Genomic DNA, 22580 nt, shown 5'->3' on the forward strand with positions numbered 1-22580 from the left:
GAAATCCATAAGCTGATCCACGATTTCAACACGTTGATTGTCATTGATGTGGGTATACATATCAAGAGTGGTTTGGACATTGTTATGACCTAATCTGTCCGAAATGATTTTGGCTGTAACACCAGCTTCAAAGAGAAGAGAAGCGTGTGTGTGCCTGAATCCGTGAGGAGTGATTTTTTTGATATCGTTGTGTTCAAAAAAGAATTTTCTAAGTCTCTCTTTCACAGCTGAAGGCGAAATCCATCCTCCGAAACTATTCGTAAAGATATAATTCGAATCATGTTTATAAGGCACACCAGCCTGGAAATATTCTTTTATTTGCTGACGTTTCCAGAGTTTTAATACATTCAGAGTTTCATCATCTAAAGTGATAACCCTCTTACTCCTTTTGGTTTTAGGATCCTGAACAGTTTGCTTGTCACCAATTACAACAGCTGTCCGAGAAATGCTTAACCGTTTATTTTCAAAATCAACATCTGACCACATGAGTCCAATAGCCTCTCCAGTTCTCAATCCAGAAAAAGCAAGTAAGTGAAAAAAGGTATAGTCTACAGGTTTACAATTTGCTTTGTAAACTTTAAGGAACTCGGTTAGTTCCTGTTTTGTATAGTAGTTTTCTTTGCCCTTTAATGGCCTATTTTTAGGCTTGATAATCTTGTCTAAGGGATTTGACTTAATAATGTCAATAGAAGTGGCATACTTGAAAATACGACTGATTACAGAGTAGTAATTGGCATATAGGATATAGCGATTACTTAACTTGATAGCAACCTTCTGACAATAAGCTACACTGATCTGTTGAATCTTCATATCTGTAAAATATGAGTCAATCATAACATCAAGTTTCTTCTTAGTATTCTGATAAGTTGTTGGTTTTACAGTACTCTTATAGCTATCAAGCCACAACTCAGCGACTTCAGCAAAAGTAGGGTTCTGGAAATCTTCATTGTTTGAAAAACCATTCTCTTCAACATCTAAGAGAAGGTCACGTTCGGCAGCCTTGGCCTCTTTGATGGTTTTAAAACCACGGCGTGTTGTGCGTTTTTCTTTGCCAGTGGCAGGGTCTATGCCCAGATATGTTTGAAAGAGATATCTAGTCTCTCCTTTTTTTGTAATGTATTTTTTTATCATAAAAAAGTCCTTTCTTTTCGATTGCTTGCCCGCATAGTTGAAAAGGTGCAGAACTTATGATAAACTATAGTTGTATTTTTTTATCATCCTTTCCATTGCTTGCTTGATGGAAAGTTGAATCCTCACACTCAAGATTGCCGTCGGAGAGTGTGGGGATTTTTTTATTTTTCAGCTAGATGCCATACTGTTAAATCTAAATAATAAGTTAGGTCACTTTCTCGAGAAATGACTCGCTCAGTTTCAATATCAATTGTTTTATAAGGTCCACCTCTACCTGTAAGAATTGCATCATATCTGTAGTTCGGATTAGCTATGTAAGTTGAAATTTGTGCCGCAATTGAAGCTGGTATATATCCAACAAAAATATTATTTACTAAAACTTGAATAGCGTTTTGGTCGTGAGGATTTGATGGTTCGGGCAGTAGATGAACATCTACTGTTTTTAATTTATTGTATTTGTAAACTGGTTTATATGTTTCAAGCATATAAGATTTCAAACTCTTGTTATCTTTTCCGAAATAGTGAACACCTTCAGAAAGAAAATCAGCAGCAATCTCAGCTTCTTCTTTATGATAATTTGTTCCCATCAACAAAAAATCTTCATGGAACATAATTTTATCTACAGATGGATTGCTAGAAGTGACTTTTCGTTTCTTACTTGAAAAATATTTAATTATAAAAACGAAAAAGTTAACAAGTAGAAGAAGCACACCCAAAGGAGGAACTATGAACAGTAAAATTAAAGAGACAATTAGAAAAATAAATGAACCTCGCTTATTCTTATTAGATGTGTGTTGTCTTGAAGAATCATATTGTAGAGGTTGTTTGTTATTTTTCGCCCTTTTTTTAGATGGTTTAAACAAATCTGATAGTCCAAATGTTGTCTTGTGGTAGACCTTGTTATACATAGCTTTCTTTGGATTTTTAACCCATCCCATCCCTTTCTTACCATAGCCAGGGATAATAGCTTTTTTAGCCTGTCTTTTCCATTTACTAGTAGTTCTAGCTTTTAAACTTCTGGTCAGACTCGGTTTTCTCATTCCTATTTTCATAACTTTCTCCTTTATCCAACTAGAGACTTATATTCCTCTTTTACCATGATTTCATTTGTCACGGTTTTTAGATTGTAGTAGGACATGAATTTGAGGTAATCAAACTCTGTGGGGTCATCTAAGCTTTCTAGTGCGTCTTTTACGAGATGATGGATCATATTCCTATCAGCTTCGTTTTCACAGCGTAGGCGAGCGTTCTGGTACTCTGAGCGTGTGTGGTCTTTGTGTCCGAGTTCATGCAGTAGTACTTTAACTCTCTCTTTCTTGCTGAGCTTATTAGACAGGAAAGCTGTATTGGTTTCTTTTTCGTAAAATCCAAGTTCATCAGGTATTAGCTCACCGTCAAAATCGACAATGCGAACCTGAAAATGACTTATAATTTCTTTTTCGGTCACTAAGCAGTACCTCTAATCACCAGCTTCTTTGAGATAACCTTCAATGATAGACTGGATGATTTTCTTCTTTTCATCTGTTAATTCTCGGCCACCAAACATCATGACATTAGATGCCATTTCTTCAACATTTAGAACTTTCCCTTGCCACGCATACTCTTTAGTATCATCTGCAAGATTAGGATTTTCAGTACGACCTAATAGGTAGTCTGTACTAACACCAAAATAATCGGCTATTTCTTGTAGTCTGTCAGATTTTGGGTTACCTTTTTTTAGACTATAAAGATAATTTGTACTATATCCTAACTTTTCTTCTAAAATATTTAAAGAAATTTTCTGTTTATCAGCCAGTTCTTTAATTCTGTCAAATGCTAAGAACATTGATATTTCAACCTTTCTAAGCATTACGAAAAAAATTTAAAATTAATTATAAAAACTCTTGACAAATTCTAAAACTAGTTTTAAAATAGTATTCGTAAGCTAAAGAGTTAGCGAACAAGACAACCGAAAAATAAAGCCTAACAAAAACTGATTGGCGTCCGTTTTCTAGGTAGAACCTTACTTTTAGTAAGTCTTTTCTCTATGTCTATATTCTAAAACTAGTTTTAGAATTTGTCAAGCAGTTCGCTAACTTTTTAGATAATTTTTTAAAAAGGAGGTCAGGAATGAGCCAACAACAGCAAAAATGGATTCAGTTAGTTAAGGATAAACTGAATTCTGAAGGAATGACACAAACACATCTCGCCCGATCGTGCGGAGTGAAGAAACCTACCATTTCAGACTTATTGAAATATGGTAAAGGCAGCGATAAATTAAAAAACCGAGTTTGTGACGTTTTAGGAATTGATGAAACTTGGGTTGAGTTAGGAGAGTAGGATATGAACGAAATTTTTAATTTTCACGGGCAGGAAGTCCGTACTTTGACAATTGATGACGAGCCGTGGTTTGTCGGGAAAGATATAGCAGAGATTCTTGGATATGTAAATTCAAGAGATGCATTGGCAAAACACGTTGATGAAGATGATAAGCTAACGTCGCAAATTGCGACGGCAGGTCAAATGAGAAATCAGACAGTTATCAACGAATCTGGTCTTTACTCTCTTATCTTATCCAGCAAATTACCTCAAGCAAAAGAGTTTAAGCGCTGGGTGACATCAGAGGTCTTGCCAGCTATTCGAAAACAAGGCGGATTTATTCGTGAGGATCTAGACGAGGATGCTTTCATTGCTCTATTTACTGGACAAAAGAAATTGCGTGAGCAACAAGCGACCATGCTAGAAGACATCGACTATCTCAAGAGCGAGCAACCGATTCATCCAAGCTATGCTCAATCGCTACTGAAGAAGAGAAAGGCTAGGGTTGTGGCATGCCTGGGTGGTATTGATAGCCCAGCTTATGCCGATAAGATTTTTGCTCAGTCGGTCTTTAGACAAGCTGAGGTTGACTTTAAAGACCACTTCAACATTAGTCGCTATGATTTGCTACCGAAGAAGTTTGCGGAAGCTGCTCTTGCTTACTGGATGACGTGGGAGCCAAGCACTAATACCAAGATGAAGATTATGGAACTGAACACTTTTAGTCAAGCGTAAGAGGAAAGAAAATGAGACCAAGACGATATCCGTATAGTAGGAAAAAAGAGTCCACCTTTGTAAAGGCAGACCCAAAGTTGGTGCAAAGTTTCTCAAAAAATACTAGTTTTCTTGAGCGTTTACAGAAAAAGCCTATCAATTTCGGATTTAATTATAGCAGAAAGATAGACAGAAAAAATAGAAAGGAAGACAGAGGGATGGCAAAACTGAAGATTTATTTAAGAAGTACTTCTGTAGATGAAGCTATTGGAAAAATAGCTCGCATTAAAGAAGCACATCCAGAAGATGTGCTCCAAATAGATGTTACGATTCTGGATGATCGTCTTTTAAATTCGTAACAGTTTCATAGAATCGCTTGTAGAATTGTTCAATGGCTTCTTCTGTTAATCCAGACTTTGGAACACTATGTGCAACTCGAGTATTAAAGTGTTCGACGGTAATTTTTGTAAGTTCTAAAGCGATTTCTTTGTCAGATAGTGTCATTAGATCTCCTCCTTTCTGATGGAATTTTGACTAAAACAGTGAGAGGTCCTAGTCAAAATTATTATAGCAATTTAGGAGGATATTACATCAGTCTTGAGACTGATATAGGAGGTTGAATGGAAGATAAAATCATTGAACTTGCTGATTACTTCATCAGCGAATCTACAACGTACAGAGAAGCTAAAATAGCGTGTGAAAAGCTATTAAAACAAGTCAGCCATGAGATAGAACTCAGGGCGATGGAAAGTAAAACTTTTCAAACAAAAAGCACCTGACGGCAATCAGGCGCATACTTAAATAATTAAAACCATTATATCACAAAAATGCTTGCCCGCATAGTTGAGAGGATGTAGAAAATGGAAGGTATAACGTTACAATTACGATTGGACGGCGAAAGTGCTGAATTGTTCACGAATCAATTATTGGCCTTTGCTGAAAAGCAAGTCAAGGAGCAGTTAGAGAATGATCGCATGCCAATCAATCAACAGGCTTTGATGAAGAAGTTTGGATTCACTCATGGCTATATCAAAAAGTTAGAACGCAAAGGATTAAGATTTCGTAAGCAAGGGAAAGATATTATGTACGATGTCAATGATGTTTATGAAATTTTGGAATTAGAAAAAGAAGTACGAAAATTAAGAGCATAAGGAGATAAAAATGTTTGAACCACCGATTTTAGACCAGTTAATGGGTGTTGGAGCTTTGCTGATTGGATTTGCAGGGGCTTGCCGTCATATAAAATTGCAAGAACAACGCAAGGAAGAGGAGAGACGAGAAGAGCAAGAATTTGCGTCTATGATTATCCAAGGGTACAACCATGCATACGAACGTGGTAGAGAGGCAGAACGCCAAGAAATTCGCAAGAATATTCGTCGTCCGTTCAAGGGATTTACATACGACAACGAACCGCCTCAAGGATTGCGTCTAGAACCTTTGGCATTGCCAGAGCCTAAAAAATCTGCAATCAGATTTTTGTAATGAGGAGGTCAGGAAATGGAAGAATTGATTGAATGGCTGTTGTGGCATGAAAGAGTGAATAAAGAAATGTTATCGTCTGATGAAGAAAAGTCTGACTTTGAAATATATTTAGAGGACGAGAATAGAAAAATATCACTCATCAAAGAATACCTAACGGACTATGAAAAACTAGCTAAGGACTATCGTGATGTAGTCTCTCAAAATCGTCTGCTCAAGCTTGAAAAACTAGAGTTAGAAGGCAGGCACATCTATGAGGATATGCGGATGAAGTACCGTGCAAACCGTAGGAAGTGGGGGGCTCGCTATGTCTGAAATCAAGTGGATAAAAATCACAACGGATATTTTCGACGATGAAAAGATGTGTCTAATTGATGCCTTACCTGATCGTGACGCCATTATTGTAATCTGGATCAAACTTATAACACTAGCAGGAAAATTGAATAGAAAAGGCGTACTAGCCATTTCTAAAAACATTATATACACCGATGAAACGCTCGCACAAACATTCCATCGTCCGTTGAATACAGTTCGTATGGCTCTTGAGGTTTTTGAAAAGTTTGGAATGGTTGAAAAAATCGATGGAGTGATAGTGTTACCCAATTGGGAGAAACATCAGAACATTGACGGCATGGAAAAAATAAAAGAGCAAAATCGAAATAGAGCCGCACGTCATCGACAAAAACAAAAATTACTTGCACAGAACAATGAAAGTAACGTTACTGATAACGTTATGAATAACGTTACAGTAACGCTTGGTAACGCAATAGATAAAGAATTAGATAAAGATAAAGAATTAGATAAAGATAAAGAGATAATTAATAATAAGGTGATGATTAGTTCCAACCTTTCTGAAAGTTTAAAAAATAGCGGAATCCATCTAACTAATAAGTCGCATCAACAGTTACTTGATTATGTGGGACTTGATGGAATGAGTTTTGATATGTTGAACCGTGCAGTCGAGAAAACTTCAGGGTCACACAAACCTAGTTTCAATTATCTAATAGCCATTCTTGAAAGTTGGAAAAAGAAAGGTTTCACATCGATTGAACAGGTAGATGAGGACGACCGTAAATATAAAGAGGGGAAGAATTACAGTCGTCCAGGACAACAAAACGATAAAACATCAGAACAGGAGGCCAAGGACGAATGGGGGTACTAGAACTAATTGAACAATTCGAGATTGACTATTATCCGTTGAGCTACGAGAAGAAAACTCTTTTAGCCAACCAGCCTATTCATCAAGTGGTTGCCTGCTTGTCTGAAATGGCTAGCTGGCATGAATGTGGAGGTCGTCTGTCATGGTAGACAATGTGTTTGAGGAAATTGCATTATCTTATCACAGGAATACAGAACAACAAGATGAGTTTTGCGAAAAGCACAACATACCTTTGATAAAGATATTGAGGACTGAGAGTGTTGTATGTCGCATGTGTGAATCTGAGCGGATTCATGAGGAAAACCAAGCAAGAGTGAATGAACTGGCTGACGCTGAGAATGAGCGAGAGAGGAAATATTATCTTGAGAAGTTTTCTCTTTATGATGAGGTTTTGAAAAATGCGACTTTGGACAATTTTGAGACACCCACTGAAAAAGAAGCGGAAAAGCTAGCTTTTGCAAAGAGGATTTGTCGTGAGTGGTCTGAGGGTGCTAGGAACAACATCGTGCTACAAGGAGAAGCTGGGACAGGTAAGAGCCATTTGGCTTTTGCTATGGTTAAGGCTCTATCTGAGTACACGAAAGAGATTGCTATTTTCATCAACGTGACTGACTTGTTGATGAAGATTAAAGCTGATTTTAGTCAGGAAGAGTTTCTGGTCAATAAAATTGCTAGTGCTAAGTTCTTGGTTTTGGATGATTTGGGCATGGAGAAAGATAGTGAATGGTCGTTTACTATTCTCTACAATATCCTGAATAAGCGTTCAAATACAATCATTACCACGAATTTGACTTCTGCTGATATTCAGAAAAGATATGGCAGACCCTTTATGTCCAGACTAATGAAGGGTGTGGATAAAGACCATTTGATGGTTTTCAACGACTTGACAAACAAGCGGAAGCAATATTTTTAGAATGGAGGTGGCTGATGTTTATTTTAAAGCATGGTACAAGAGAGGACAAGCCCTTTCTGATGTCTGCAATTATTGGTGCAACTGGCTTAGACATTTCATGTTCCGAGGAGAAGAAAGCCTTGCGGTTTATCTCTCGGGCGGCAGCCTTACAAGTTGGCAAGGCTTTGAGGGGTTCCTTTGGGAACTTTTACCCTGTCGAGGTGGAGTGATGTTAGAGCTTTACTTCGTCTACAACGGGCACTGCAAGTTTTTTCTTGGGAGGTTTGACAATGTGGATGAACTTATCGAACAGATGAAAGATCATCAGTGGGCTTTCTCAGGTATTACCAGACCAAAATTCAAGAAACACATCGGAAAAGACGATGTACGTTTTGATTATGGTGCTGTAGATTGCTATTACTTAGCAACAAAATCAACGTGCCGCGAACCACGTTAAAAGCGAGCTAGAATATGCGTCAGACTTGGACGAATGACGTATAAAGAATTTGCTAGCTCTTGTGTCTTTGAGCCATGAGGGGCAAGAGCTGGATTTTTTAAAAACAGGTTAGATAAAACATGGATTATAGCAAACAGACAGTCATCGACGGACTGAAACGTACAATAGAACAGACGGAGGCAAGGATAGTAGAACTATCTGAGCCGTGTGTCAAATCACTTGCTTTTAGCAGGTCTGAGGAACGTGACTTGCTTAAAAAGAAAGTGAAAGGATGCAAGAAGAAAATAAAGGAGTTGGAAAATGAATAAGCAGGAATTGATTGATAAATTTGAAAAACGAAAAACAATAATTGGCAATTTTCAAGGTTATGCAGTTTGGTGGGAAGATGTTAAAGAAATCTTTGAACAACTAGACGAACCGCAACCAGTCAAGGTTCCGCAGTTTGTGGCGGATTGGATTGAGGAGTCGAAAAAAACATGTAAAACAGTAGCTGAATTTTTCAGTTATAAGTACCAGAATATTGAAATAACTAAATACCTTCTAGAGAAAGGACGAATTGATTTAGTCGCTCGCGCTTGGCTGGACGGCTACGATGTCGAGGAAGAGAAGAAATATTTTGTAAAAATCAAAGCAGTAGATCAGTATCTTGTGAGCGTTAAAGACGAGGATTTCTTGGGATTTTTACAAAGTAGATTAAGGTCTAAATTCACCCGCAAAGAATTAGAAGATGCCAACTTAGGCTGGGTGTTCGATTGCCCAGGGATTGAGATTGAGGAGGTGGAGTGATGACATTAACGCTTGGAAGTAGTATTACTGAGCTTATTCTTGAAATTGGTAATATTTTAAACTCTCCTGATAACAATACAACAACTTTCGCACTTGAAATTCCAAATCAATCTTTCTTTCTAGAAATAAATGTAAAACCAAAGAAAAAGGAAAAAGAGGCAATGAATCCATATGTTGTGAAAAAAATTATGAGAGATGAAAACTCTGTTTTTGATAAAGACAATAATTACCATAAACAGAAGGGAAAAGAAAAACATAACCCAGTCTTTAAACGAAAGAATTCAAAAAAAGTAAGGAGGTGAAGTGATGGAATTTTTACTAACAAGCACAAGCGGGTGGGTTGAAAATCGAATCCCTAACGCCGTGATTAAAAAATACACAAAAATAGAAGTTAGAGGCTGTTCGACATTTGAAGAATTTGATAAGCGATTTTCTAGGATAGAAGGCAGTTGGCTTTCTAAAGGAGTTAATCATAAAACGTCTAAAGGTCGAATACAAAGAGAATTCCCGAACGGTGCAGAGGGGCATTTTATCGAAATCAATTCGATAGAGGAGTTACTAGAATTTCAGAAAAAAGTTGGAAGTGAGCTAATAATTACTTCTGCTATTGATAATGAATCAATTCCAGCTATTGAAATTTACAATAATTACAGGGAGTGAACATGAAACGATTCATAGCTATCTGGATTCTGCTATCTGCTGGATTGAACATCTGGCAGATGGATAAGATTGCAGAACTAGAAGAAAAGCGCCCGATGGTTGTCTACAAGGCAGATAACGCAGGCGCTGAGATATTCGGTAAAGTCGTCGAAAAAGGACGACACGGGAAGTTATACACAGTGACTATTAGAGATTATGGGATTTTCGTAGTCACTAGAGAACAGTGGGATAAAGTGAAAGTTGGAGATGAGGTTTTACTATAATGGATGATATTTTACAAGCTTTAGCAAAAATGCTAAATATGACAGTAGATGAAGTAAGTTCTTTACTTACAACATTTAAAGGGAATGCACCACAGATTTACGAACAGCTTCTTAAAGAAAAGATGTTTTATGATGTTTTCAGTCTTTTTCAAATAATATCAATTGCAATACTGGTTGTTTCTTTAGTAGTTTTGACAGTTTCAACTCTCATATATTTTACTTATGATGGTGGTATCGTCTTTAACGAATTTAGAGGTAAAAGTGAAGAAGAAATTAAATTAGAACGCATTGAACGGAAAAGAAAGGACCTTAAACCAGTACTAAAAATTAGTTGCATTTCATCGAGCGCAAGCTTGATAACATTAGTTGTTGCAATTATTTTAAAAGTAACTCTTGCACCAAATTATATATTCATCGTAAATGAAATTTTACCAAAATTAACGAAAAGATAGGAGTTATCATGACAACAAACATGGAATTATTAGCGCATCATGTTGAGCATTGGGCAAAAGAACGAGGGTTAGACAATCCCGACAATAGCACGGCTCAGGCATTGAAGTTATTTGAAGAAGCAGGCGAACTGGCGCAGGCGCATCTCAAGAAACGAGATGATGAGGGCAAGGATGCCGTGGGTGATATTTTGGTAGTGTTGACTATCTACTGTCAGCAGAAAGGTTGGTCTATCGCTGAGTGCTTCCAGATGGCTTGGAATGAGATTAAAGACCGAAAGGGTAAGATGGTAGACGGCTCGTTTGTCAAAGAGGAGGATTTGGGATGATACCGAAATTTAGAGCGTGGATGAAGTCGTTAAAATGGATGTGTGACGTTACTAATATTTCGTTCGATAGCAAGTTCGTGGATATCTGCCAACAAGGAGACACTGAAAGATATACAGAAATGTCAGTTGAGTTTGATGAAGTTAAACTCATGCAATCAACAGGACTCAAGGACAAGAACGGCAAGGAAATCTTTGAGGGGGATATCCTTGATTACAAAGGCAGAAAAGCGCTTGTAAGATGGCATGGATCTTATGCAAGTTTTATTTACAGATTTGTAGATGAGTTACAAAATCGAAAAACAGAATGGAAACCTCTTTATTTAGCTTACATGAAATGTGAAATTATCGGTAATATCTACGAAAACCCAGAGCTTTTGGAGGAAGGTAAATGACATTATTCGATGAGGTACAGCAATTGAGTTCTGAAAGTCATAGCAAATGGTTTGAGCGTTACTTTAAAAAATATAACTTGGAAAAAGTTATTAAAAAATCAGCCGAACAAGGCTATACGGGCCATCTGATGAGCGTCTTAAAAGTCAGAGATGAATATACTAGACGCAGGTTGGATGACGAAAGGACACTTGAAAAAATCAAGGAATTGCTAGGAGATGGTTTCAAGGTAAAGTTTCATTTGACTTATGGCAAAAATATTTTTACTGGTGAAAAACACATAGTCAATAAGCAAATCCATATTACATGGTAGCAAAAAAACATTACGGGAGGAATTAACATGAATGACAATATAAACAACCCAAGCCACTACCAAGGCAGACATGGTATGGAATCTATCGATGTTTTGAGGAACTTCATGACAGACGAGGAAATGAAAGGGTTCTATATGGGTAATAGTTTGAAGTACATACTACGACATCAAAAGAAAAACGGGCTTGAAGACCTAAAAAAAGCCAGAAAGAACCTTGACTGGCTGATTGAGGAGATGGAGCATGAAGAATAGTAAATTTTTTTCAGAACAGATTAGATTATGGAGAATTGGTAAAGGTCTGTCTTTAAGAAAAGCTTCAAAGAGATTTGGTATTAGTCCAAGGACATTTTCAAATTGGGAACAAGGTCTGATACCAAGTGATCGTCAGAAAGAACGTCTGTCAAAAGAGTTAGGATTAGATAAAGATGTCTTATTCAAGAAGTGTGAGGTAGGGAATATCAATGCGCTCTTGAAAGAAAAACGTTTGGAACAAGGACTTACTCGTACAGAATTAGCAAAGCATTTGGGGTATTATGAAACAACCATAAGAAACTGGGAGAGAGGTTTGGAAATTTCTGAATGTGAGGCGGAAGATATCTGTACTTTCTTTGGGATTTAGATATAAAAAAAGAGCCAGCACACGGCTGACCCTTATAGCAACAAATCATTAACACTATTATATCATGAGGAGGAGTTCGTGTGCAAATAGAATTATTGGATATCATTGATGAAAAGAAAACCAGAAAGGAAGCTATCAAAGTCCTTAAAAAATACAGTCGCCTGAGACGGATAGCTGGAGAAGAATACGCCCCCAAAATAACAATATCCTACTCGCTTGAACCAAGATCATCAAGTGGCAAGACAAGCAAGCAGGTAGAAAGTATGGTTGTGCGTAGAGTGTCAGCTCAGCAGGACCTAGAGCTAATCGCTAAAGCAATCAACAATCTTTCCGATTTAGAATACACACGTATTCTTGTTGAACGATATTGCAGGAAAAAGAAGAAGGAAGACTATAGCATTTATTCAGAACTAGGCTACTCATCTAGTGAATATTATCGGATATTGAACAAAGCTCTATTAGAGTTTGCGGAGTCCTATCAAGCAAGCAACCTTCTAGTTTACAAGTGATTTCTGGGAAAATCTTGGGAGAAATCTGGGAAAATCTTGGGAGAATTGGAGCGGAAAAAGGTGCTAAAATAGTATTATCCAATGATTGGGAACACACAGTCATGAGGACTCCTACAAATGCAGAGGCTTTTGCCTCTTAGACAGTAAGGACAGGTTAGCAGGTTGTTTGGGTCTCCTTGAAACTTTTACCAAGCGTGCGTTTTACTGCTAGACCAGCTGGTTCAATTCCAGCTACTGTCATATTTAATGCCACGACCAGTGGCTTTTTATGTAGAAAGGAGAGGTACATGAAGAAAGTAGAACCAATTCGTGATCTAGATGACATTGAACGAATCAAAGATTACTTGAAGAACAAAAACGACAGAAACTATATTTTGTTTATGTTTGGAATCTATTCAGGCCTAAGAGTGAGCGACATAGTACCTCTTCAAGTTAAACAAGTAATCGCTGATAGGATTGAACTAAAAGAGAAAAAGACAGGGAAGATAAGGTATTTTCCAATCAGCCCACCCCTCAGAAAAGAAATCAATCGCTACATTAAAGATAATCAGTTAGCAGAGTACGATTATCTCTTTCCAAGTAAAAAGAAAAAGAGAACAGATGGTGTTCGTATCACACACATTGGAAGGGTAGCGGTCTATCAAATACTGCAAGACGCAGCTAAGTATGTAGGATTGAATCACATAGGAACTCATTCAATGAGGAAGACATTTGGATATCATCATTACAAAAAGAATAGCAATGTAGCTATCCTTCAAAAGATATTCAATCACTCTACACCAGATATCACACTAGGATATATCGGGTACAGTCAAGACGAACTTGACCAGAGTATACTATCATTTGACTATTAAATAACCTATTTATTTTACATAATGAGAAAATGTAAATTAGTTTTTAGAAAAATATAGTTAAAGCCATGGCACTCTTGGTTTTGAAGTTGTTTAATTTTATTTAACAGAATATAAGATATGTTAAATACAAGAGGGGGTGGGTGCACTAAAAACACCCCTGTTTTGAAAGATACCGAGGGGGTATATTTGAGAATACCAACCCCCCCTCACCTAAAAGAAAGGACCCCCTCCTTAGATGAATACCAACCCCTTCCGAGCGGACCGTAGTGGACCACATAGAGTAGCCTTTGAGAAGAACAAGAATATTATCTTAAAGACAAGAAACACTTGTGGGATATGTGGCCAGCCTGTAGATAAAGACCTGAGATATCCTCATCCATTAAGTCCAGTCATTGACCACATTGTTCCAGTAAATAAGAACGGACATCCATCTGACATAGCTAACTTGCAATTGGCGCATTGGCAATGCAATAGACAGAAGTCTGACAAGCTATATGCTGACGAGAAGACAAACGGAACTAAAATAATTGGCAATAGGAATTTGCCACAGAGTACAGATTGGTTTAAGTACAAGGGTTAAAAAAACAAAGCGTGATTAAAAAAAGGACGAGCGGTCCTGCCAAGGTGGGGGGATGACCCCCTCCCCCTCGGTGCTTCAGGGCTTCACACCGTCACTGTACATTTTTTCTCGCGGGAAATGAAAGGTAGTTGTATAAAATGACATTGAAAGGTATGGGCTATCTCAGGAAGAAGTTAGCCAACTATAAAATGGGTGTAGATACTAGATACAATCAGTATGCTATGCAACACAATGATATAGATGTTGGTATTACGATACCACCTCAAATTAGGCAACAATATCGAGCAGTCTTAGGTTGGGCTGCTAAGGGTGTTGACAGTCTTGCAGACCGTTTGGTCTTTCGTGAGTTTGCTAACGACGAATTTGGGGCAAATGAAATCTTTGCTCAGAACAATCCAGATGTATTCTTTGATAGCGCGATCCTTTCAGCTCTGATTGGGTCGTGTTGTTTTGTCTACATCTCGCAAGGAGACGACGATGACGCTCCTCGGTTGCAGGTCATTGAAGCAAGTAATGCGACTGGTGTTCTGGATCCTATCACTGGCCTGCTGACTGAGGGGTATGCAGTACTGAAGCGAGATGAAAATGGCTATGCAGTGCTTGAGGCTTACTTCGCTAGTAATGTGACTTGGTTCTATCCGAAAGATGGAAAGCCGTTTGCAATAGGAAATCCAACGGGTGTTCCTTTGCTGGTGCCAGTCATTCATAGACCTGATGCGGTTCGGCCGTTTGGTCGGTCACGAATTACTCGGGCTGGGATGTACTATCAGAGATATGCTAAACGAACGCTTGAGCGGTCAGATGTTACTGCCGAGTTCTATTCATTCCCTCAGAAGTATGTGTTGGGATTGAGTCAAGATGCTGAGGCGATTGATACTTGGAAAGCGACTGTATCCAGCTTGCTGACCTTTACCAAAGATGATGAGGGAGACAAGCCGAATGTGGGACAATTCACCACATCCAGCATGTCTCCTTTTACTGAGCAGTTACGGACTGCAGCAGCTGGCTTTGCTGGGGAGATGGGATTGACCTTGGATGATCTTGGTTTTGTTTCTGAAAATCCGTCATCCGTTGAAGCTATCAAGGCTAGTCATGAGAACTTGCGGTTAGCTGGTCGGAAGGCACAACGCTCTCTGGGCTCTGGTTTGCTGAATGTGGCTTATGTGGCTACTTGTTTACGAGATGAGTTTCCGTATTTGAGGAAACAGTTCAATAAAACGGTCGTGAAGTGGGAGCCTTTGTTTGAGGCGGACGCTAACATGCTGACTTTGATTGGTGACGGTGTTATCAAACTGAATCAAGCGGTGCCTGGCTATATGGATGCTGAAACCATCCGTGACTTGACTGGTATTAAAGGGTCAGACAAGCCTGCTCCAGTGGTGAAGGAGGGTACAGATGGTGGAGGATATCGTTCCGAGCCTGCTCAAGAAAATCAAGTCTGAGTTTGAAGGCGCTAGGTTGGACAGTGAGGTCTTGAAAGACTTGCTGTCTAAGCTACATCATAGCAAGGCAAGTTATTTGGACGCTAATCAATATGCTATTGAAGTTGGGGAGATACTTTCTAAGGTTCTGGGAGTCTCTCTAACGAACGAAACGCTACCAGACGGAAAAATGTATTACAATATCGCTCAACGTGTGCTGATGGACGTTCTGGGGCGAAATCATGAGCTTGTGAGTGATTATACTGAGCAAGTTCAGAAGAATTTGAACTCTGAGGCTAAAATTGGGTTAGCTGTTCAGGTTCCTGAATTGAATCAAGACCGAATTGATGGTCTGGTCAATCGTTTAGCCAGTGAGGAAAGTTTTGATGATGTTCGTTGGCTATTAGAAGAGCCTATTGTGAACTTTACTCAATCGATAATTGATGATAGCATCCAGAAAAATGCGGAATTTCATCATAAATCTGGCTTGCAACCAGAGATTGTAAGAAAATCAGCTTATCACTGTTGTGAATGGTGTCAGGAGGTTCAAGGTACTTACAAATACCCAAGAGTTCCAAAGGATATTTATCGAAGACACCAACATTGTCGATGCACTGTTGATTATGATCCTAAATCTGGTAAAAAACAAAATGTTTGGAGTAAGACATGGAGTAAAAGTGACAAAAGTGATAAAATTGAAACAAGAAAGAACATCGGAATACAACCTGAAGTCAGTCAGGTTAGAAAGCTTGCTCTTCAAATAGGTATAACTTCAAACCCTATAACGAAAAGCCCTAAAAAATTAACCGAAGAAGAAATTATTCAAGCGATTAGTGGTGGAGATAAGACAAAAGGCTCTTGTTCATCAGCCGCATTCGCTTATATAGGGAATAAAGGTGGATATACTGTTCTAGATTTTAGAGGTGGAGAGAGTTGCGATTTCTTTTCTAGGAATAGCAGAATCAATATGATTGGAAACCTACCAGGTGTTAAGATGCATGTCGCAAAAAACACAAATGATTTCAAAGCTACAAAGGAATTGTTGGAAAATGTAGAAAACGGTAATGAATACTACTTGGCAACAGGTAGGCATGCTGCAATCATTAGGAAAAATGATAATCTAGTTGAATATTTGGAGCTTCAATCAAAAATTGTAAATGGGTTTAAACCATTTGATGAAACTGTTTTGAAAAAAAGATTTAAGGCTCAGAAATCTCATGCTGTAAGGGGACGTAAATATGATGTAGATAGCTATCTTATTGACGTAAATTCATTAAAAGACAATCCTGAATTTCATAACATATTGAGTTTCCTTAACACAGCTGAATCTAAACAAATGAAAGGTATTGAAGGATATGAAAAGTGATTACGAAGAAGTGGATTGGTCGGAGTATTGTTACAAGGAAAACGATGATGATAAAACTTGGTGGGTTGATACTTCATGGTATGCCAAAGGATTGATGCTTATCACATTTGATAAAAAGAAGTTCTATAACCTTTTTGAAGATTATCCTCAAAACATGACTTCTGAGGAGATTGAAATCTTTGATAAAGAAAATCCATTTTGGGAAGATTACTTTTCAGATAGAAAATAATATGTTAGAGCACTCGTAAGGGTGCTTTTCTTATGCTTTGAAAGGAGTTAGAAAATGAAGTACAGAAAGAAACCTGTTGTGGTTGAGGCAGTGCGTTGGAACGGCAATAACTATAAAGAAGTAATTGACTTTGCAGGAAATAATAAGATTTGGTTTGATGCACTTGGAAATACATGGATTTCTACACTTGAAGGTGATATGATAGCCAAAAAAGGAGATTATATTATCAAAGGAGTTCAAGGTGAATTTTATCCGTGCAAGCCTGATATTTTTGCAGAAACTTACGAAGAAGTAGAGTATCTGAATATTTTAGCTAGTATCTAGGAGGTGATCCGATATCTCCCAGCGATAGGGTTATCATGCGATGACGATTGAAAGGAAATTAGAATGGCGAGGAAGAAGAAACTTGGCAATCAGAATCCTACTCAATCGGTAATTTTAAAGTACGTCAAGAAAAATTCTAAGGCGAAAGAAGCGATAGAAATATACGAGCGGACTGGTCTTTCTTGCTACGCTTGGCAAATCAACTTGTTAACATCCATTATGGCGGTTGACAAGGACGGTTTGTGGGTGCATCAAAAATTTGGCTACTCTATTCCTCGTCGTAATGGGAAGTCTGAACTCTTGTACCTTTTTGAACTTTGGGGCCTGCACAATGGATTAAATATCCTACACACGGCCCACCGAATATCTACCTCTCATTCCTCTTTTGAAAAGGTTAAACGTTACCTTGAAAAAATGGGGTATGTGGACGGTGAGCACTTTAGCTCTATACGAGCCAAGGGACAAGAGCGGATTGAACTGTTTGACGGCGGTGGGATTGTACAATTCCGTACCAGAACATCCAATGGTGGTTTGGGGGAAGGTTTTGACCTTCTTGTAATCGATGAGGCTCAGGAATATACAACTGAGCAGGAGTCGGCGTTGAAATATACGGTAACGGATAGTAGCAATCCAATCACAATCATGTGTGGGACACCTCCTACACCTGTTTCAAATGGGACGGTATTCACAAATTACCGTAAGACTTGCCTTTTTGGGAAAGGAAAATACTCAGGTTGGGCAGAATGGTCGGTTTCTGAGGAAAAAGAAATCGATGATGTCGATGCCTGGTATAACTCCAATCCCTCTATGGGTTACCATTTGAATGAGCGGAAGATAGAAGCTGAGCTTGGTGATGATAAGCTAGACCATAATGTTCAGCGTTTGGGTTATTGGCCTGAATACAACCAGAAATCTGCTATTTCGGAAACGGAATGGAATGAGTTGTGTGTTGACTCTATGCCTGATTTATCAGGTAAGTTGTTTGTTGGAGTCAAATATGGTCAAGATGGCGCAAACGTGGCATTAAGTATTGCTGTTCGTACGGTAGATGAGCGGATTTTTGTTGAGACGATTGACTGTCAGTCAGTCCGTAATGGGAATGACTGGATCTTGGATTTTGTCAAACGTGCCGATGTAGCTACTATCGTAGTAGATGGGGCAAGCGGTCAGAAAATCCTTGATGAAGAGTTGAAGAAAGAACGCATGAAGAGCGTGATATTGCCCACGGTTAAGGAAATTATCGTGGCTAACTCTATGTGGGAACAAGGGATTTATCAAAAGACCTTGTGCCATGCTGGTCAACCTTCTTTGAAGAAAATCACAACCAACTGTGAGAAGCGGAACATCGGTTCAAACGGTGGCTTTGGCTATCGCTCGCATTTTGCGGATATGGATATTTCTTTGATGGATAGCGCCTTGCTTGCGCATTGGGCTTGTGTCACAACTAAGCCTAAGAAAAAGCAAAAAATCAGTTATTAAGAGGAGCAGTTGAGAGACTGCTTTTTTTGATGCCTAAAAAATTACCGAACTGCCGGGAAAGCAGGAGAAAGGAGACATGAAGATGTCTGAATTTAAAACGATTGAAACACAGGAAGAGCTAGATAACATCGTGAAGGAACGTCTCAGACGTGAGCGTGAAAAATTCGGTGATTATGATGATCTCAAGAAACGTGTTTCAGAACTGGAATCTGAAAACAGTGCCTTGAAGTCTACTGTTGAAGATGACAAGCAAACCAGAGCGGGATTAGACGCTCAAATTACTGAATTGCAGGGGCAAGTAAGCAATTATGAAACTGCTAGCTTGCGAACTCGTATCGCTTTACAAAATGGCTTGCCTTATGACTTGGCTGACCGTCTTCAAGGCGCTGACGAAGAGGCATTAAAGGCTGACGCTGAGCGTCTAGCTGGCTTTATGAGACCAGTAACACCTCAAGCGCCATTGAAAGACATTGAGCCAGAAGTTGGCAGTGGAAAAGAGCTAGAAATGCGACAAATGTTAAAAGAGATGAATTTTCACAAATAAAGGAGAAGTAAAATGACAGATAATTCATTAAAAACAGCAACACTATTTAAACCAGAACTTGTTAAAGAAATGATCAGTAAAGTGCAAGGGCGCTCAGTGCTTGCTAAACTATCAAATCAAACGCCAATTCCATTCAATGGAGTAGAGCAATTCATCTTCAACCTTGAAGGAAACGCTCAAATTGTTGGAGAAGGCGAACAAAAGCAAGCAGGAAAAGCAACAATCACTTCAAAAGTAATCAAACCGCTTAAATTCGTTTATCAAGCACGTATCACTGAAGAATTCAAATACATGTCTGAAGCTAAACAGCTTGAATATCTATCACAATTCGCAGATGGATTTTCTAAGAAAATCGCAGAAGCTTTTGATATTGCAGCGCTTCACGGACTTGAGCCAAAAGGTATGACGCCAGCTTCATTTAAAGACACAAACTCTTTTGACGGTGTTGTAACAGGTACAACAGTAACTTATGATGAAGCAAAAGTTGATGAAAACATTGACACAGCAGTCCAAGCAATTGTGGCAAAAGGTGGAGAAGTTACAGGTATTGCTATCTCACCAGCCGCAGGTCAAGCGCTTGCTAAAGTTAAAGTAAACGGTGTCGTACAATATCCAGAGTTCCGCTTTGGTCAAAATCCAGACTCATTCTTCGGAATGAAATCTGACGTAAACAAGAACTTGACGATTTCAGGAAGCACAGACCAAGACCATGCTATCGTTGGGGACTTTGAAAATCGCTTCAAATGGGGATATTCTGAAAATATTCCATTGGAAATCATTGAATATGGTGATCCAGACGGTGCAGGCCGTGATCTTAAAGCCTACAATGAAATCTGTTTGCGCGCAGAAGCCTTTATCGGTTGGGGCATCCTTGACGCAGACGCTTTTGCTCGTGTTAAGGCCTAAGACCTATGGCTTTATACCGTGATACAAAAACGGGCGCTGTAATCTCTTCCGATTCTCTAATCGGGGGAGATTGGGTGCCTGTGGGAGATACGGCACCAAGCGGAGGAGATATGACTGTAGCGGAATTAAAGTCTAGTTTGGATGAATTAGGCATTGATTACGATAAGAGTTCAAAAAAATCCGATTTGGTAGCCTTGTACGAGGAAAATAAGAGTTAAGCTATGGGAACTTTTGCAAAGATTGAAGACTTGGAATTGTTATGGCGCTCGTTGAAATTTGATGAGCGTGCAAGGGCTGAGGCTTTGTTGGAAGTTGTATCTAATTCTTTGCGAGTGGAAGCTGAAAAAGTCGGTAAAGACCTTGATGATATGGTAGCTGAGAGCGTGTCATTCGCTAGTGTTGCCAAGTCTGTGACGGTCGATATCGTGGCACGAACCTTAATGACCTCAACAGACCATGAACCGATGACTCAAGTTTCTGAAAGTGCCTTGGGTTATTCGTTTAGTGGTTCTTACCTTGTTCCTGGAGGTGGTCTCTTTATCAAAGACACCGAACTGAAAAGGCTTGGTTTGAAGAAAAAACAACGATATGGAGCGATTGAAATTTATGACCTACCTAAAAGGAATCCCTGTCATTTTAGTGGACAAGGTAGAAATTGGTAACGACGATTTCGGTCATCCAATTCATCGTGATGTTGAGATTGAGGTTCAAAATGTATTGGTTGCCCCAACTTCATCAGAGGACGTTATCAATCAAATGAATTTGACTGGGAAAAAGGCGGAATATACACTCGGTATTCCTAAAGGAGATACTAACAAGTGGGAGAACCGTGAGGTCAAGTTTTTTGGTCGTAAATGGCGGACGATTGGCATCCCTCAAGAGGGAATTGAGTCAATGATTCCATTATCTTGGAATAGAAAGGTTATGGTTGAAGTTTATGAGTGATATGAAATTTCAATTGAACTCGGCTGGCGTGTCTGCCTTGCTACGTTCTTCCGAAATGCAGGGCATTTTGAGGGAAAAAGGGCAAGGGATTGCAAGTAGAGCAGGTGAGGGATTTGAATTGACTGTATCTCCAGGGCAAAAACGTGCCAATGCAAAGATTAGTACGACTGATATCAAGAGCATGGCTAGAAATAAAAAACATAATATTTTACTGAAGGCTATGAGATGATCGAATTAGTTATAAAGAAATTTTTGGACGGACAGTTAGATGTTCCGTCTTTTTTTGAGCATAAACCGAAAATGCCTGAAAGTTATGTCATTTTAGAAAAGACTGGAAGCGGTGGAAGCGACTACGTTCATTCTGCTACATTTGCTTTTCAGAGTTATGCGCCGTCCTTACAAAAGGCTGCTGAGTTAAATGAGAAAGTCAAGAAAGTAGTTGAGGATCTCATCACAATCAACGAAGTTAGCGGTGTGCATCACAATAGTGACTACAACTTTACAGATACGGAAACAAAGCAATATCGCTATCAAGCGGTATATGACATCAATTTTTTTTAAAAAGGAGGTGTAGTTTTGGCGCCAGAATTAGAAGCACCAGAAGTAAGAACACCAAATGCAGAATCAACAGGAGGAAAGAATATGACGACTGCATCAGCATCAAATGTAACGGCTGCAAAGCCTAAAATTGGAGGAGCAGTATCTACTGCACCAGCTGGAACAAATCTACCACTAAATGCCAAAACAGTATTGGATGCTGCATTTAAAACGCTAGGGTACATTTCAGAAGATGGATTGACCAATGAGAACTCACCAGAGTCAGAAGAAGTCAAGGCTTGGGGTGGACAAACAGTCTTGTCTTCTCAAACTGAAAAGAAAGATACCTTTAAATACAAATTGATTGAGGGTCTTAACATTGAAGTCTTGAAAGAAGTCTATGGACCAGATAACGTTTCAGGAACGCTTGAAACAGGTATCACTGTAACAGCCAATGGTAAAGAGTTGCCAGAACATAGCTTGGTTATTGATACATTGTTGAAAAACGGCTATGTGAAACGTGTTGTCATTCCTCGTGGTAAGGTTAGCGAAATTGGCGAAATCAGCTATAAAGACGGCGAACCTATCGGCTATGAATTGACAATCACTGCATTACCAGACAACAGTGAGAACACTCACTACGAATACATCCAAGGAGCGTAAAATAAATGAGTAAAACATTCAAAGGGGAAACGAAGTCAGGTTTTAAATTCGAAATTTCTGAGCGTCGTTTAAACAACTATGAATTGTTAGAGTTGATTGGTGAAGTTGACGAAGGGAAAGGTCAAGTCTTCCCCAAAGTTGTAAAACTTCTATTTGGAGATGAACAAGCCGAAGCTTTTAAAGACCATCTAAGAGAAGAAGATGGTATTGTGCCAAATGATAAAATGGCAGATGAAATCAAGAGTGTTTTTGAATCCGTTAACGGCTTAAAAAAATCCTAGTCC

Annotated in this window: 44 protein-coding genes; 39 read left to right on the plus strand and 5 right to left on the minus strand. The window is 38.8% G+C overall.

The features are described 5' to 3' along the window. From ACERDH_RS00740 to ACERDH_RS00755, 4 genes are all read right to left on the minus strand, one after another. On the minus strand, window positions 1-1131 hold a 1131-nt coding region (locus ACERDH_RS00740; protein WP_415741856.1), incomplete at its 3' end, for a site-specific integrase. Window positions 1132-1292: 161 nt separating this feature from the next. Next, a complete protein-coding gene (locus tag ACERDH_RS00745) occupies window positions 1293-2183 on the minus strand; it encodes an HIRAN domain-containing protein (RefSeq protein WP_415741857.1) in 891 nt (296 codons plus the stop codon). A gap of 11 nt (window positions 2184-2194) precedes the next feature. Continuing rightward, window positions 2195-2578, minus strand: coding sequence for an ImmA/IrrE family metallo-endopeptidase (locus tag ACERDH_RS00750; protein WP_000136460.1), 384 nt, complete (start codon window positions 2576-2578; stop codon window positions 2195-2197). A 12-nt stretch (window positions 2579-2590) separates the two neighbouring features. Next, window positions 2591-2956 (minus strand): helix-turn-helix domain-containing protein, encoded by a 366-nt coding sequence (locus ACERDH_RS00755; protein WP_415741858.1) that lies wholly within the window; start codon window positions 2954-2956, stop codon window positions 2591-2593. 284 nt (window positions 2957-3240) lie between these two features. Between ACERDH_RS00755 and ACERDH_RS00760 the strand changes: the two genes are divergently transcribed. Genes ACERDH_RS00760 through ACERDH_RS00770 form a run of 3 tightly spaced genes read left to right on the plus strand, consistent with a single transcriptional unit; the run spans window position 3241 to window position 4502 of the window. Further along, window positions 3241-3450, plus strand: coding sequence for a helix-turn-helix domain-containing protein (locus ACERDH_RS00760; RefSeq protein ID WP_415741859.1), 210 nt, complete (start codon window positions 3241-3243; stop codon window positions 3448-3450). Window positions 3451-3453: 3 nt separating this feature from the next. Further along, window positions 3454-4164, plus strand: a complete 711-nt coding sequence (locus ACERDH_RS00765; protein ID WP_415741860.1) for an ORF6C domain-containing protein — start codon at window positions 3454-3456, stop codon at window positions 4162-4164. An 11-nt stretch (window positions 4165-4175) separates the two neighbouring features. Continuing rightward, window positions 4176-4502: a hypothetical protein gene (locus ACERDH_RS00770; RefSeq protein WP_415741861.1), complete on the plus strand. Its 327-nt coding sequence runs from the start codon at window positions 4176-4178 to the stop codon at window positions 4500-4502. Here the strand turns inward: ACERDH_RS00770 and ACERDH_RS00775 are convergent. Beyond that, window positions 4468-4647, minus strand: coding sequence for a hypothetical protein (locus ACERDH_RS00775; RefSeq protein WP_290106417.1), 180 nt, complete (start codon window positions 4645-4647; stop codon window positions 4468-4470). The two genes, ACERDH_RS00770 and ACERDH_RS00775, sit on opposite strands and share 35 nt — an antisense overlap. 116 nt (window positions 4648-4763) lie before the next feature. Here ACERDH_RS00775 and ACERDH_RS00780 point away from each other — a divergent pair, with 116 nt between their 5' ends. The 36 genes from ACERDH_RS00780 (at window position 4764) to ACERDH_RS00955 (ending at window position 22577) form a co-directional block, all read left to right on the plus strand. Further along, window positions 4764-4922, plus strand: a complete 159-nt coding sequence (locus tag ACERDH_RS00780; protein WP_415741862.1) for a hypothetical protein — start codon at window positions 4764-4766, stop codon at window positions 4920-4922. An 81-nt stretch (window positions 4923-5003) separates the two neighbouring features. Next, complete coding sequence (locus ACERDH_RS00785) at window positions 5004-5294, plus strand: hypothetical protein (RefSeq protein WP_020903598.1); 291 nt, start codon at window positions 5004-5006, stop codon at window positions 5292-5294. Window positions 5295-5304: 10 nt separating this feature from the next. Beyond that, the gene (locus ACERDH_RS00790) at window positions 5305-5625 is read left to right on the plus strand and encodes a hypothetical protein (protein ID WP_415741863.1); all 321 of its coding nucleotides are present in this window, start codon (window positions 5305-5307) and stop codon (window positions 5623-5625) included. A gap of 15 nt (window positions 5626-5640) precedes the next feature. After that, window positions 5641-5937: a hypothetical protein gene (locus tag ACERDH_RS00795; protein WP_415741864.1), complete on the plus strand. Its 297-nt coding sequence runs from the start codon at window positions 5641-5643 to the stop codon at window positions 5935-5937. Next, the gene (locus ACERDH_RS00800; RefSeq protein WP_415741865.1) at window positions 5930-6784 is read left to right on the plus strand and encodes a phage replisome organizer N-terminal domain-containing protein; all 855 of its coding nucleotides are present in this window, start codon (window positions 5930-5932) and stop codon (window positions 6782-6784) included. Before ACERDH_RS00795 ends, ACERDH_RS00800 begins: the two co-directional genes overlap by 8 nt. Beyond that, complete coding sequence (locus ACERDH_RS00805) at window positions 6772-6930, plus strand: hypothetical protein (RefSeq protein ID WP_000538419.1); 159 nt, start codon at window positions 6772-6774, stop codon at window positions 6928-6930. The genes ACERDH_RS00800 and ACERDH_RS00805 overlap by 13 nt, the downstream gene beginning before the upstream one ends. Further along, a complete protein-coding gene (locus ACERDH_RS00810; RefSeq protein ID WP_415741866.1) occupies window positions 6924-7694 on the plus strand; it encodes an ATP-binding protein in 771 nt (256 codons plus the stop codon). The genes ACERDH_RS00805 and ACERDH_RS00810 overlap by 7 nt, the downstream gene beginning before the upstream one ends. 14 nt (window positions 7695-7708) lie before the next feature. Further along, window positions 7709-7903, plus strand: coding sequence for a hypothetical protein (locus tag ACERDH_RS00815; RefSeq protein WP_368406780.1), 195 nt, complete (start codon window positions 7709-7711; stop codon window positions 7901-7903). Continuing rightward, window positions 7903-8130: a hypothetical protein gene (locus ACERDH_RS00820; RefSeq protein ID WP_415741867.1), complete on the plus strand. Its 228-nt coding sequence runs from the start codon at window positions 7903-7905 to the stop codon at window positions 8128-8130. The genes ACERDH_RS00815 and ACERDH_RS00820 overlap by 1 nt, the downstream gene beginning before the upstream one ends. 300 nt (window positions 8131-8430) lie before the next feature. Next, window positions 8431-8916, plus strand: coding sequence for a DUF1642 domain-containing protein (locus tag ACERDH_RS00825; protein ID WP_415741868.1), 486 nt, complete (start codon window positions 8431-8433; stop codon window positions 8914-8916). Next, window positions 8916-9218 (plus strand): hypothetical protein, encoded by a 303-nt coding sequence (locus ACERDH_RS00830; protein WP_415741869.1) that lies wholly within the window; start codon window positions 8916-8918, stop codon window positions 9216-9218. Before ACERDH_RS00825 ends, ACERDH_RS00830 begins: the two co-directional genes overlap by 1 nt. A 4-nt stretch (window positions 9219-9222) precedes the next feature. Continuing rightward, entirely contained in the window at window positions 9223-9576 is a 354-nt protein-coding gene (locus tag ACERDH_RS00835; protein WP_415741870.1) for a hypothetical protein, read from the plus strand. A 2-nt stretch (window positions 9577-9578) separates the two neighbouring features. Beyond that, window positions 9579-9839, plus strand: a complete 261-nt coding sequence (locus ACERDH_RS00840; protein WP_415741871.1) for a DUF1372 family protein — start codon at window positions 9579-9581, stop codon at window positions 9837-9839. Continuing rightward, window positions 9839-10291, plus strand: a complete 453-nt coding sequence (locus ACERDH_RS00845; protein ID WP_415741872.1) for a hypothetical protein — start codon at window positions 9839-9841, stop codon at window positions 10289-10291. The genes ACERDH_RS00840 and ACERDH_RS00845 overlap by 1 nt, the downstream gene beginning before the upstream one ends. 8 nt (window positions 10292-10299) lie before the next feature. Then, window positions 10300-10617 (plus strand): MazG-like family protein, encoded by a 318-nt coding sequence (locus tag ACERDH_RS00850; RefSeq protein ID WP_415741873.1) that lies wholly within the window; start codon window positions 10300-10302, stop codon window positions 10615-10617. Continuing rightward, window positions 10614-11009 (plus strand): YopX family protein, encoded by a 396-nt coding sequence (locus tag ACERDH_RS00855; protein ID WP_415741874.1) that lies wholly within the window; start codon window positions 10614-10616, stop codon window positions 11007-11009. The genes ACERDH_RS00850 and ACERDH_RS00855 overlap by 4 nt, the downstream gene beginning before the upstream one ends. Continuing rightward, window positions 11006-11320: a hypothetical protein gene (locus ACERDH_RS00860; RefSeq protein WP_415741875.1), complete on the plus strand. Its 315-nt coding sequence runs from the start codon at window positions 11006-11008 to the stop codon at window positions 11318-11320. The genes ACERDH_RS00855 and ACERDH_RS00860 overlap by 4 nt, the downstream gene beginning before the upstream one ends. 27 nt (window positions 11321-11347) lie before the next feature. After that, complete coding sequence (locus tag ACERDH_RS00865; RefSeq protein WP_415741876.1) at window positions 11348-11572, plus strand: DUF3310 domain-containing protein; 225 nt, start codon at window positions 11348-11350, stop codon at window positions 11570-11572. Continuing rightward, window positions 11562-11939 carry a helix-turn-helix domain-containing protein gene (locus ACERDH_RS00870; RefSeq protein ID WP_415741877.1) on the plus strand — a complete coding sequence of 126 codons (378 nt, stop codon included), beginning with the start codon at window positions 11562-11564 and terminating at the stop codon, window positions 11937-11939. The genes ACERDH_RS00865 and ACERDH_RS00870 overlap by 11 nt, the downstream gene beginning before the upstream one ends. Window positions 11940-12019: 80 nt before the next feature. Continuing rightward, a complete protein-coding gene (locus ACERDH_RS00875) occupies window positions 12020-12448 on the plus strand; it encodes an ArpU family phage packaging/lysis transcriptional regulator (protein WP_415741878.1) in 429 nt (142 codons plus the stop codon). A gap of 287 nt (window positions 12449-12735) precedes the next feature. After that, window positions 12736-13302 (plus strand): site-specific integrase, encoded by a 567-nt coding sequence (locus ACERDH_RS00880; protein ID WP_415741879.1) that lies wholly within the window; start codon window positions 12736-12738, stop codon window positions 13300-13302. A gap of 235 nt (window positions 13303-13537) precedes the next feature. Further along, complete coding sequence (locus ACERDH_RS00885; protein ID WP_415741880.1) at window positions 13538-13882, plus strand: HNH endonuclease; 345 nt, start codon at window positions 13538-13540, stop codon at window positions 13880-13882. 137 nt (window positions 13883-14019) lie between these two features. Continuing rightward, window positions 14020-15324, plus strand: a complete 1305-nt coding sequence (locus ACERDH_RS00890; RefSeq protein WP_415741881.1) for a hypothetical protein — start codon at window positions 14020-14022, stop codon at window positions 15322-15324. Then, window positions 15278-16669, plus strand: coding sequence for a hypothetical protein (locus ACERDH_RS00895; RefSeq protein ID WP_415741882.1), 1392 nt, complete (start codon window positions 15278-15280; stop codon window positions 16667-16669). Before ACERDH_RS00890 ends, ACERDH_RS00895 begins: the two co-directional genes overlap by 47 nt. Continuing rightward, window positions 16659-16898 carry a DUF7675 family protein gene (locus ACERDH_RS00900; protein ID WP_415741883.1) on the plus strand — a complete coding sequence of 80 codons (240 nt, stop codon included), beginning with the start codon at window positions 16659-16661 and terminating at the stop codon, window positions 16896-16898. The genes ACERDH_RS00895 and ACERDH_RS00900 overlap by 11 nt, the downstream gene beginning before the upstream one ends. Window positions 16899-16952: 54 nt before the next feature. Further along, complete coding sequence (locus tag ACERDH_RS00905; RefSeq protein WP_415741884.1) at window positions 16953-17222, plus strand: hypothetical protein; 270 nt, start codon at window positions 16953-16955, stop codon at window positions 17220-17222. A 63-nt stretch (window positions 17223-17285) separates the two neighbouring features. After that, on the plus strand, window positions 17286-18701 hold the full coding sequence (locus tag ACERDH_RS00910; RefSeq protein WP_415741885.1) for a terminase: 1416 nt from the start codon (window positions 17286-17288) through the stop codon (window positions 18699-18701). A gap of 82 nt (window positions 18702-18783) precedes the next feature. Then, window positions 18784-19245, plus strand: a complete 462-nt coding sequence (locus ACERDH_RS00915) for a capsid assembly scaffolding protein Gp46 family protein (protein WP_415741886.1) — start codon at window positions 18784-18786, stop codon at window positions 19243-19245. A 12-nt stretch (window positions 19246-19257) separates the two neighbouring features. Further along, the gene (locus ACERDH_RS00920) at window positions 19258-20151 is read left to right on the plus strand and encodes a phage major capsid protein (protein ID WP_415741887.1); all 894 of its coding nucleotides are present in this window, start codon (window positions 19258-19260) and stop codon (window positions 20149-20151) included. A 5-nt stretch (window positions 20152-20156) separates the two neighbouring features. Next, window positions 20157-20369 (plus strand): HeH/LEM domain-containing protein, encoded by a 213-nt coding sequence (locus ACERDH_RS00925; RefSeq protein ID WP_415741888.1) that lies wholly within the window; start codon window positions 20157-20159, stop codon window positions 20367-20369. A gap of 3 nt (window positions 20370-20372) precedes the next feature. Beyond that, the gene (locus ACERDH_RS00930) at window positions 20373-20813 is read left to right on the plus strand and encodes a phage Gp19/Gp15/Gp42 family protein (protein WP_415741889.1); all 441 of its coding nucleotides are present in this window, start codon (window positions 20373-20375) and stop codon (window positions 20811-20813) included. Further along, window positions 20758-21096, plus strand: a complete 339-nt coding sequence (locus tag ACERDH_RS00935; RefSeq protein WP_000221695.1) for a hypothetical protein — start codon at window positions 20758-20760, stop codon at window positions 21094-21096. Before ACERDH_RS00930 ends, ACERDH_RS00935 begins: the two co-directional genes overlap by 56 nt. A gap of 1 nt (window position 21097) precedes the next feature. Then, window positions 21098-21325 (plus strand): hypothetical protein, encoded by a 228-nt coding sequence (locus ACERDH_RS00940; RefSeq protein WP_240148714.1) that lies wholly within the window; start codon window positions 21098-21100, stop codon window positions 21323-21325. Continuing rightward, on the plus strand, window positions 21322-21657 hold the full coding sequence (locus ACERDH_RS00945; protein ID WP_415741890.1) for a hypothetical protein: 336 nt from the start codon (window positions 21322-21324) through the stop codon (window positions 21655-21657). Before ACERDH_RS00940 ends, ACERDH_RS00945 begins: the two co-directional genes overlap by 4 nt. 81 nt (window positions 21658-21738) lie before the next feature. Continuing rightward, complete coding sequence (locus ACERDH_RS00950; RefSeq protein WP_415741905.1) at window positions 21739-22296, plus strand: phage tail tube protein; 558 nt, start codon at window positions 21739-21741, stop codon at window positions 22294-22296. Between the two features lie 5 nt (window positions 22297-22301). Continuing rightward, window positions 22302-22577: a hypothetical protein gene (locus ACERDH_RS00955; protein ID WP_415741891.1), complete on the plus strand. Its 276-nt coding sequence runs from the start codon at window positions 22302-22304 to the stop codon at window positions 22575-22577. The last annotated feature ends 3 nt before the right edge of the window (window positions 22578-22580 follow it).

This window comes from Streptococcus bovismuti (genome assembly GCF_042436615.2).
Classification (GTDB): domain Bacteria; phylum Bacillota; class Bacilli; order Lactobacillales; family Streptococcaceae; genus Streptococcus.

Bases quoted from the DNA above. Each gene is read 5' to 3' on its own strand.
- ACERDH_RS00745 (WP_415741857.1), bottom strand. From the start codon at position 2,183: ATGAAAATAGGAATGAGAAAACCGAGTCTGACCAGAAGTTTAAAAGCT.
- ACERDH_RS00755 (WP_415741858.1), bottom strand. From the start codon at position 2,956: ATGTTCTTAGCATTTGACAGAATTAAAGAACTGGCTGATAAACAGAAA.
- ACERDH_RS00760 (WP_415741859.1), top strand. From the start codon at position 3,241: ATGAGCCAACAACAGCAAAAATGGATTCAGTTAGTTAAGGATAAACTG.
- ACERDH_RS00765 (WP_415741860.1), top strand. From the start codon at position 3,454: ATGAACGAAATTTTTAATTTTCACGGGCAGGAAGTCCGTACTTTGACA.
- ACERDH_RS00770 (WP_415741861.1), top strand. From the start codon at position 4,176: ATGAGACCAAGACGATATCCGTATAGTAGGAAAAAAGAGTCCACCTTT.
- ACERDH_RS00775 (WP_290106417.1), bottom strand. From the start codon at position 4,647: ATGACACTATCTGACAAAGAAATCGCTTTAGAACTTACAAAAATTACC.
- ACERDH_RS00780 (WP_415741862.1), top strand. From the start codon at position 4,764: ATGGAAGATAAAATCATTGAACTTGCTGATTACTTCATCAGCGAATCT.
- ACERDH_RS00785 (WP_020903598.1), top strand. From the start codon at position 5,004: ATGGAAGGTATAACGTTACAATTACGATTGGACGGCGAAAGTGCTGAA.
- ACERDH_RS00790 (WP_415741863.1), top strand. From the start codon at position 5,305: ATGTTTGAACCACCGATTTTAGACCAGTTAATGGGTGTTGGAGCTTTG.
- ACERDH_RS00795 (WP_415741864.1), top strand. From the start codon at position 5,641: ATGGAAGAATTGATTGAATGGCTGTTGTGGCATGAAAGAGTGAATAAA.
- ACERDH_RS00800 (WP_415741865.1), top strand. From the start codon at position 5,930: ATGTCTGAAATCAAGTGGATAAAAATCACAACGGATATTTTCGACGAT.
- ACERDH_RS00805 (WP_000538419.1), top strand. From the start codon at position 6,772: ATGGGGGTACTAGAACTAATTGAACAATTCGAGATTGACTATTATCCG.
- ACERDH_RS00810 (WP_415741866.1), top strand. From the start codon at position 6,924: ATGGTAGACAATGTGTTTGAGGAAATTGCATTATCTTATCACAGGAAT.
- ACERDH_RS00815 (WP_368406780.1), top strand. From the start codon at position 7,709: ATGTTTATTTTAAAGCATGGTACAAGAGAGGACAAGCCCTTTCTGATG.
- ACERDH_RS00820 (WP_415741867.1), top strand. From the start codon at position 7,903: ATGTTAGAGCTTTACTTCGTCTACAACGGGCACTGCAAGTTTTTTCTT.
- ACERDH_RS00825 (WP_415741868.1), top strand. From the start codon at position 8,431: ATGAATAAGCAGGAATTGATTGATAAATTTGAAAAACGAAAAACAATA.
- ACERDH_RS00830 (WP_415741869.1), top strand. From the start codon at position 8,916: ATGACATTAACGCTTGGAAGTAGTATTACTGAGCTTATTCTTGAAATT.
- ACERDH_RS00835 (WP_415741870.1), top strand. From the start codon at position 9,223: ATGGAATTTTTACTAACAAGCACAAGCGGGTGGGTTGAAAATCGAATC.
- ACERDH_RS00840 (WP_415741871.1), top strand. From the start codon at position 9,579: ATGAAACGATTCATAGCTATCTGGATTCTGCTATCTGCTGGATTGAAC.
- ACERDH_RS00845 (WP_415741872.1), top strand. From the start codon at position 9,839: ATGGATGATATTTTACAAGCTTTAGCAAAAATGCTAAATATGACAGTA.
- ACERDH_RS00850 (WP_415741873.1), top strand. From the start codon at position 10,300: ATGACAACAAACATGGAATTATTAGCGCATCATGTTGAGCATTGGGCA.
- ACERDH_RS00855 (WP_415741874.1), top strand. From the start codon at position 10,614: ATGATACCGAAATTTAGAGCGTGGATGAAGTCGTTAAAATGGATGTGT.
- ACERDH_RS00860 (WP_415741875.1), top strand. From the start codon at position 11,006: ATGACATTATTCGATGAGGTACAGCAATTGAGTTCTGAAAGTCATAGC.
- ACERDH_RS00865 (WP_415741876.1), top strand. From the start codon at position 11,348: ATGAATGACAATATAAACAACCCAAGCCACTACCAAGGCAGACATGGT.
- ACERDH_RS00870 (WP_415741877.1), top strand. From the start codon at position 11,562: ATGAAGAATAGTAAATTTTTTTCAGAACAGATTAGATTATGGAGAATT.
- ACERDH_RS00880 (WP_415741879.1), top strand. From the start codon at position 12,736: ATGAAGAAAGTAGAACCAATTCGTGATCTAGATGACATTGAACGAATC.
- ACERDH_RS00885 (WP_415741880.1), top strand. From the start codon at position 13,538: ATGAATACCAACCCCTTCCGAGCGGACCGTAGTGGACCACATAGAGTA.
- ACERDH_RS00890 (WP_415741881.1), top strand. From the start codon at position 14,020: ATGACATTGAAAGGTATGGGCTATCTCAGGAAGAAGTTAGCCAACTAT.
- ACERDH_RS00895 (WP_415741882.1), top strand. From the start codon at position 15,278: ATGGTGGAGGATATCGTTCCGAGCCTGCTCAAGAAAATCAAGTCTGAG.
- ACERDH_RS00900 (WP_415741883.1), top strand. From the start codon at position 16,659: ATGAAAAGTGATTACGAAGAAGTGGATTGGTCGGAGTATTGTTACAAG.
- ACERDH_RS00905 (WP_415741884.1), top strand. From the start codon at position 16,953: ATGAAGTACAGAAAGAAACCTGTTGTGGTTGAGGCAGTGCGTTGGAAC.
- ACERDH_RS00910 (WP_415741885.1), top strand. From the start codon at position 17,286: ATGGCGAGGAAGAAGAAACTTGGCAATCAGAATCCTACTCAATCGGTA.
- ACERDH_RS00915 (WP_415741886.1), top strand. From the start codon at position 18,784: ATGTCTGAATTTAAAACGATTGAAACACAGGAAGAGCTAGATAACATC.
- ACERDH_RS00920 (WP_415741887.1), top strand. From the start codon at position 19,258: ATGACAGATAATTCATTAAAAACAGCAACACTATTTAAACCAGAACTT.
- ACERDH_RS00925 (WP_415741888.1), top strand. From the start codon at position 20,157: ATGGCTTTATACCGTGATACAAAAACGGGCGCTGTAATCTCTTCCGAT.
- ACERDH_RS00930 (WP_415741889.1), top strand. From the start codon at position 20,373: ATGGGAACTTTTGCAAAGATTGAAGACTTGGAATTGTTATGGCGCTCG.
- ACERDH_RS00935 (WP_000221695.1), top strand. From the start codon at position 20,758: ATGACCTACCTAAAAGGAATCCCTGTCATTTTAGTGGACAAGGTAGAA.
- ACERDH_RS00940 (WP_240148714.1), top strand. From the start codon at position 21,098: ATGAAATTTCAATTGAACTCGGCTGGCGTGTCTGCCTTGCTACGTTCT.
- ACERDH_RS00945 (WP_415741890.1), top strand. From the start codon at position 21,322: ATGATCGAATTAGTTATAAAGAAATTTTTGGACGGACAGTTAGATGTT.
- ACERDH_RS00950 (WP_415741905.1), top strand. From the start codon at position 21,739: ATGACGACTGCATCAGCATCAAATGTAACGGCTGCAAAGCCTAAAATT.
- ACERDH_RS00955 (WP_415741891.1), top strand. From the start codon at position 22,302: ATGAGTAAAACATTCAAAGGGGAAACGAAGTCAGGTTTTAAATTCGAA.